We start from the raw sequence: 5615 nt of genomic DNA on the forward strand, positions 1-5615 counted from the left end.
CATCATCGTCTGCGTCGTGACCGGCTCGACGCAGGCCGGCATGATCGTCGGCTTCGCCGCTCAAGATCGCGCCGACCGGGTGATCGGCATCGATGCCTCCGGCACGCCCGACCAGACCCGCGCCCAGGTCCGCCGAATCGTCGACGACACCGCCGCTCTCGTCGGGCTGGGCCGCGCCGTCCGCGAGGACGAAATCGTCATCAACCCCGACTATGCCCATCCCGCCTACGGCGTTCCATCGAACGAAACGAACGACGCGATCCGGCTGGCGGCCCGCACCGAGGCGATGATCACCGATCCGGTCTATGAGGGAAAGTCGATGCAGGGGCTGATCGACCTGACGAGGAAAGGCTTCTTTCCGGAAGGCTCAAGAATTCTCTATGCGCATCTCGGCGGCGCGCCGGCCATCAACGGTTACAGCTATTACTACAAGGACGACGGCGGTGCGCGCAAAGGCGCGCCGCGTGACGACGCGCTGCCACCGCTCTTTCCATAGAGCGCACCCGCTGGCACTGATGCTACGGGTCAGGAAACCTTGTCGCTGCATCGAAATGCCATTCGATCAGCGGCTTCATATGCCCCATCAGCCCGTCGGGCAAATCGGCGGCATGCCGGATGATGACCGGCCCTTCGATCTCCGGATCGGCCTCGGCGGCGACGAAGGCGCTGATGCGCCGCGCCAGCGCGTCGGCCGGTTCGGCGACCCGGTAGCGGCGGAAGATCACCGTGCCGCTTGCCGTCGATAGCGCGTGATAGCGCTGTCCACGCTCGGCCGCTGAAAGATCGAGCCCGGTCTCCTCCCCCACCTCGCGTATCATGTTGAAGTCGATATCGACCAGCCCGTCGCGAAAATCGACCGGCTCGAACGAGCCGGCGGCGAAATAGACGCGGCCGGCATTGACCGTGTGCCGGCCCATGCGGATCGCCACCAGCGCATTGTCCCCGGCGACCAGCATGGCATGCGCATAGGCGTGCTCGGCACCGGAATTCTCGCGTCGCTTACGCCACAGCATGAAGGTCGAATAATTGACCGCATGGCAGCGGCCGACGAGGCGGCTGTCCCGGTATGCCAGTTCGGAAAGCAGCACCACCGTGCCGTCGAACAGCGCCGGTTTGGCCGCGATCTCCTGGCGCCAGTTCTCAGCAATCGCTTCCGCATTGCTGACGGCGAAGGGGTGCGGCCCGGGATCGAGGCGGACGTCGACCGCATCGACCGGCAGGATGACGTTGCGGGGCAGATCGAAACTCAAAGGGTCACGCCATGTCCAATGTGATTGCCACGGGGCAATGGTCCGACGCTTTCGGCCTGTCCCAGCCGGCGCGCGGAAAGCGCTCGACCTCCTGGCCCGCCGGGAAGATGGTGCGCCAGGGCTGGCCGTTGCGGATGATGTCGGGCACGGCGGTCGCGTTCTTCGCCGCCAGTGCCTTCGACAGCAGGATGTAATCGAGCTGGCAGAGATGCCGCTCCTCCGGGCCGCGCGTGTGGTAGAAGCTCCAGCGGTCCATCTCCGGCCGCCGCTCGACGACATTCTCGCAGAAGCCGCCGGCGGTCAGCACATTGATCGAGGACTGGGCCTCATCGACGACCTCGAAGCGATAGCCGTCGAAGCTGTCGCCCTCGATCCTCACGCGCTGCCGGTAATCGTTCATATCGCCGCAGATCGCCCAGCGCTTGTCGGCGGCATGGTCCTTGCCGAAACGCTCCTCGATGATGCGGCGCACGGCCTGCGCCTCGGCCATGCGCAGCGGCATTGTCGCCTCGCGGCCGTCCAGCCCGTTGCGCGGCGAGCCCATCGACTTGAAATGCACGAGATAGAGTGTCAGCGGCACGCCGCCGACAGTGAGGTCGACCTCCAGGCAGTCCCGCCGAAAGATGCGATCGCTGGCCACATGCCCGAGCGCCGCAAGCTCCGGCGTGAAGAGGCCGAACCGCTCGAACGTAACATAGGCGTGGCTCGTCATGCGCACGAATTCGATCGGCTGGCCCTGCATGGTCTCGTTGCGCATCATCACCGCGACATCGATGCCGCGGGAGTCGTTGCCGGCCGTGGTGTATTTCTGACGGTAGCCCTGCCCGATCATCTTGAACAGATAGCCATATTCGAACGCCTTCAGCGCCTCGATATTGTCGACCTCCTGCATGCAGATGATGTCCGCGCGTGTGGCCGCGATGGCGAGCGCCGTCAACTGGCGGGTGTCGTCGGACTGGGCGATCGCGCGGGCCTGCTCGAGGATCCGGTATTCCGCCTCGCTCTGGATGTCGAACAGCGCCAGCGTGCGGTCTTCATTGAGCTGGTTGCGATAGCCCGAGAAATCGAACCTGTTCATCAGGTTCTCGACATTGAAGGTGGCGAGGCGGAGCGACATGGCCGTGACCTTTGCGCGCAAGCGAGGCCGAAAACAAGAGCCGGGCGTATGCTCGTCATGGTTGATGGAACCTTTCCGTTCATCTTCCGTTCAGACGAAAAGTTCCAACAATAGCCCATTCCCGGGGTGCTCTGGGCGTGGGGCCTTTACTCCTTGGAGAGTGAAATGAAACCGCTGTTTTCTTCCTTCAGATCCGGGCTTTTGGCCTTGGGGCTCGTTGCCGGCGTGACCGCGCCGTCGGTGGCCGGCCCGATCCTGCAGCCCGATTTCTCGACCGCCACCAGCGCGGTGGCACCCACGATCGTCCCCGTCCGCGACAGTTGGGCTGGCGGCAACAACTACTCGCCGCAGATGTATGACTGGCGCTGGCGGCGCGGCGGCGAGTGGCGCGGCCGCGATTTCAGACGCGACGGCAACCGGCACTTCTCCCGCAACTGGGACCGCAACTGGGACCGAGACAGGTGGAATGGCGATGGCGACTGGCGCTGGCGGCACCATCACCGCCGGCACTTCCGTGACAGCGACGCCGCGATCCTGGGGCTGGGCCTTGGCCTTGGCTTGGGCAGCTTGGCCTACAACAATTACTACGATCCTTACTATTACGACCCCTATCCGCGCTATGTTCAGCCGCGGCGCATTTACCGGACGGAGCGGCTTTCCAGGGCCCATGTCCAATGGTGCTACGACCGCTACCGGTCCTATCGGGCCTGGGACAACACGTTCCAGCCCAACTACGGCCCGCGCCGGCAGTGCATTTCGCCCTATATCTGAGCGGCCTGCTGGCACAGAAACGGCGCCCTTCGCGGCGCCGTTTTATTATGCCGCAACCCTGTGCCGCGACCTTGATAACCCTAAATTCATCAGCGGCGCCTATTCATCCATGTCGGTGCTTCACATGCCGATTCGCAGCGAAAAATTCGCCAGAACGTACCCTGCAATGGCCGAAAACGAACTCAGAATCCAACGCCGCCAACGCGTCCTGAAGGGCGCGGCGATCTTGACCGGCATCAACAATTCCGAGGTGACGTGCACGGTACGCAACATGCATTCGAACGGCGCGGAGTTGAAAGTGCCGATCGACGCACGCGTGCCGGATGAATTCCTGCTCTATGTGCCGGTCGATGGCATCGGCTACAGGGCCGTGGTGCGCTGGCGCCGCGAGGACCGCATCGGCGTCGAGTTCACCGGCACCGAGCCCAAGCCACACTGGCACTACGGCTGAGCTGCGGCGGCACTGCCGTCGATCTCGCAAAGAAAAAGCCGGCGGATCGATCCGCCGGCTTCTCCGAGCATCTATGAAATTGCGAATTAGTTCTTGGCCTTGTCGACCAGCTTGTTCTTCGCGATTACCCGCGCGCCGCAGGGCAAAGCCCGAGGACGCGCAGGCAAAAGACGTGGATCGCCTCAGTTCTTCGCCTTGTCGACCAGCTTGTTCTTGGCGATCCACGGCATCATCGCGCGCAGCTTGGCGCCGACTTCCTCGATCTGGTGGCTGTCGTTGTTGCGGCGGATGCCTTTGAAGCGCGCCAGGCCAGCCCGATATTCCTGCATCCACTCCGAGGTGAACTTGCCGGTCTGGATGTCCTTCAGAACGCGCTTCATCTCGGCCTTGGTGTCGGCGGTGATGATGCGCGGACCCGAGACATACTCGCCCCATTCGGCGGTGTTCGAGATCGAGTAGTTCATGTTGGCGATGCCGCCCTCATAGATCAGGTCGACGATCAGCTTCACTTCGTGCAGGCACTCGAAATAGGCCATTTCCGGCGCGTAACCGGCTTCCACCAGCGTCTCGAAACCAGCGCGGATCAGCTCGACCAGACCGCCGCACAGCACAACCTGCTCGCCGAACAGGTCGGTCTCGCATTCCTCGCGGAAGTTGGTCTCGATGATGCCGGACCGGCCGCCGCCGACGCCGCAGGCATAGGAGAGCGCGAGATCGAGCGCGTTGCCCGAAGCGTCCTGGTTGACGGCGACCAGGCACGGCACGCCGCCGCCCTTCTGGTATTCGCCGCGCACCGTGTGGCCCGGGCCCTTCGGCGCGATCATGACGACGTCGACCGAAGCCTTCGGCTCGATCAGGCCGAAATGCACGTTGAGGCCGTGGGCAAAGGCGATCGCGGCGCCGTCGCGGATGTTCGGCGCGATTTCGTTCTTGTAGATGTCGGCCTGCAATTCGTCGGGCGTCGCCATCATCATCAGGTCGGCCCATTTGGCGGCGTCCGCCACGCTCATCACCTTGAGGCCGTCTGCCTCGACCTTCTTGGCGGTCGCCGAGCCGGCCTTGAGACCGATGGCGATCTCCTTGACGCCGGAATCCTTGAGGTTGAGCGCATGCGCCCGGCCCTGGCTGCCATAGCCGATGATGGCGACCTTCTTGCCCTTGATCAGATTGAGATCGGCGTCGCGATCGTAATAGACACGCATTTTGGTCTTCCTTCCCTTTTGAAGATTAGAGGCCTTTCGGCCGGTTGTTTGCTCCGAAGAGAGCGAGAAACTGTTGCGTCGCGCGGCGGGCATCGCCGCCGATTGTCGCCTCAGTCAATTCCACCCGGTCGCCGAGCAGCAGACGGATCTGCACGTCGCGGCCGACCAGGCCGAAAAAGGTCCGGAACGCCGTCTCGGCGTCCTCGAAATCGAGCAGTCCGGCCTGCCGGCCGGCTTCAAGCACCGGCTTCAGCCGCCGGGCCAGCGCGAAGCGGCCATTCTGCAGCACAATGGCGCCGAGATCATCCTTGCCGGAACCGGCATGGCCGACGGCCACGCGGTTGAGCGCGATGGACGTATCGCTGGAGATCACCTTGAGCCAGTCGGAGGCGAAGCGTTCGAGGCTTGCCTCCAGCGACGCGAGGTCCAGGCCCTTGCGATCGACCGGCGCCACGCGCACCTTGGAGGCCTGCCACTGCACCGTCGCCGTCAGCAGCCCGTCGCGGTCGCCGAACCATTTGTAGAGCGTTTCCTTGGAACAGCTGGCCCGCCGCGCCACCGCGGTCATGGTGACGTTGTCGCCCTCTTCCACCAGCAGGCGGAGCGCCGCGTCCAGAACAGCCTGCTGGCGCTCCGTCAGCGTTTCGCTTGTGTCGATATCGGCGCCTGCCTGCAGCACGGTCTTTCCCGGTTTTCCGATAGCCCAGAGGCGTACCGTACGTTACGGTTCGGCTTATTGCGCATTCCTGTTTCCGATGCAAGGGGCTGCCGCGAAAAATGACCGGCGGAGCAGCGAGCCTCGCCAGCTAGTCGCTGGCCGGCGG

The 5615-nt window shown here is 63.9% G+C and carries 7 protein-coding genes; 3 read left to right on the forward strand and 4 right to left on the reverse strand.

From position 1 onward, the window contains the following. On the forward strand, positions 1–496 hold a 496-nt coding region (locus tag EOA28_RS23010), incomplete at its 5' end, for a pyridoxal-phosphate dependent enzyme (protein WP_128315305.1). A 22-nt stretch (positions 497–518) separates the two neighbouring features. Here EOA28_RS23010 and EOA28_RS23015 read toward each other — a convergent pair. Both EOA28_RS23015 and EOA28_RS23020 read right to left on the reverse strand, forming a co-directional pair. After that, positions 519–1250, reverse strand: coding sequence for a hypothetical protein (locus tag EOA28_RS23015; protein ID WP_127253412.1), 732 nt, complete (start codon positions 1248–1250; stop codon positions 519–521). Positions 1251–1254: 4 nt separating this feature from the next. After that, complete coding sequence (locus EOA28_RS23020) at positions 1255–2367, reverse strand: endonuclease/exonuclease/phosphatase family protein (RefSeq protein ID WP_127253413.1); 1113 nt, start codon at positions 2365–2367, stop codon at positions 1255–1257. A 165-nt stretch (positions 2368–2532) separates the two neighbouring features. On the opposite strand from EOA28_RS23020, the gene EOA28_RS23025 reads away from it, so the two are divergent. Further along, positions 2533–3138 (forward strand): BA14K family protein, encoded by a 606-nt coding sequence (locus EOA28_RS23025; RefSeq protein ID WP_127253414.1) that lies wholly within the window; start codon positions 2533–2535, stop codon positions 3136–3138. A gap of 166 nt (positions 3139–3304) precedes the next feature. Next, complete coding sequence (locus EOA28_RS23030; RefSeq protein WP_126060181.1) at positions 3305–3589, forward strand: PilZ domain-containing protein; 285 nt, start codon at positions 3305–3307, stop codon at positions 3587–3589. A 182-nt stretch (positions 3590–3771) separates the two neighbouring features. Here EOA28_RS23030 and ilvC read toward each other — a convergent pair whose 3' ends face one another. After that, on the reverse strand, positions 3772–4791 hold the full coding sequence (ilvC, locus tag EOA28_RS23035; RefSeq protein ID WP_042644009.1) for a ketol-acid reductoisomerase: 1020 nt from the start codon (positions 4789–4791) through the stop codon (positions 3772–3774). A gap of 25 nt (positions 4792–4816) precedes the next feature. Next, positions 4817–5470: a TetR/AcrR family transcriptional regulator gene (locus EOA28_RS23040; RefSeq protein ID WP_127253415.1), complete on the reverse strand. Its 654-nt coding sequence runs from the start codon at positions 5468–5470 to the stop codon at positions 4817–4819. Positions 5471–5615: the final 145 nt, after the last annotated feature.

The sequence above is a fragment of the Mesorhizobium sp. M2A.F.Ca.ET.067.02.1.1 genome (genome assembly GCF_004023285.1).
GTDB lineage: Bacteria > Pseudomonadota > Alphaproteobacteria > Rhizobiales > Rhizobiaceae > Mesorhizobium.

What these genes read in the sequence shown, in the direction of transcription:
- EOA28_RS23025 (WP_127253414.1), top strand. Translation starts at nt 2,533, where the DNA reads ATGAAACCGCTGTTTTCTTCCTTCAGATCCGGGCTTTTGGCCTTGGGG.
- ilvC (WP_042644009.1), bottom strand. Translation starts at nt 4,791, where the DNA reads ATGCGTGTCTATTACGATCGCGACGCCGATCTCAATCTGATCAAGGGC.
- EOA28_RS23020 (WP_127253413.1), bottom strand. Translation starts at nt 2,367, where the DNA reads ATGTCGCTCCGCCTCGCCACCTTCAATGTCGAGAACCTGATGAACAGG.
- EOA28_RS23030 (WP_126060181.1), top strand. Translation starts at nt 3,305, where the DNA reads ATGGCCGAAAACGAACTCAGAATCCAACGCCGCCAACGCGTCCTGAAG.